Annotated in this window: 1 protein-coding gene; it reads right to left on the reverse strand. The window is 48.4% G+C overall.

Going from position 1 to position 341, the window contains the following annotated elements; all coding sequences use genetic code 11:
• A partial coding sequence (locus CWB98_RS23575) for an ABC transporter substrate-binding protein (protein ID WP_249364756.1) occupies window positions 1-341 on the reverse strand: 341 nt, incomplete at both ends.

The following is a 341-nucleotide window of genomic DNA, read 5'->3' on the forward strand; positions in this document are numbered from 1 at the left end:
TAATGGCATGGGCTAATGCCCGGCGTACTTGTGGATTATTAAAAGGCACACGTTCAGTATTAAAGGCCCAATAGCCCACGTTAAGGTTATCTTGTTGTTCCAACTCAATATCGTCGCGTTGGCGCAGAACGCTTGATTGGGTCGCACTTGGGTGTGGGGTGACATCGCATTCTTTGGTTAAAAGCTTGGCAATGCGTGTTGTGCCATTAGGAGTAATATCAAATACCAACTGATCGAGGTTTACTTGGTGTTCCCAGTACTCGGGGTGTGAATAGTAGCGGATCAGTCTGTCGCGTTGGTATTCACGATAAACAAACGGGCCGGTGCCCACAGGTAGCTGG

Source organism: Pseudoalteromonas rubra, assembly GCF_005887115.1.
Classification (GTDB): domain Bacteria; phylum Pseudomonadota; class Gammaproteobacteria; order Enterobacterales; family Alteromonadaceae; genus Pseudoalteromonas; species Pseudoalteromonas rubra_F.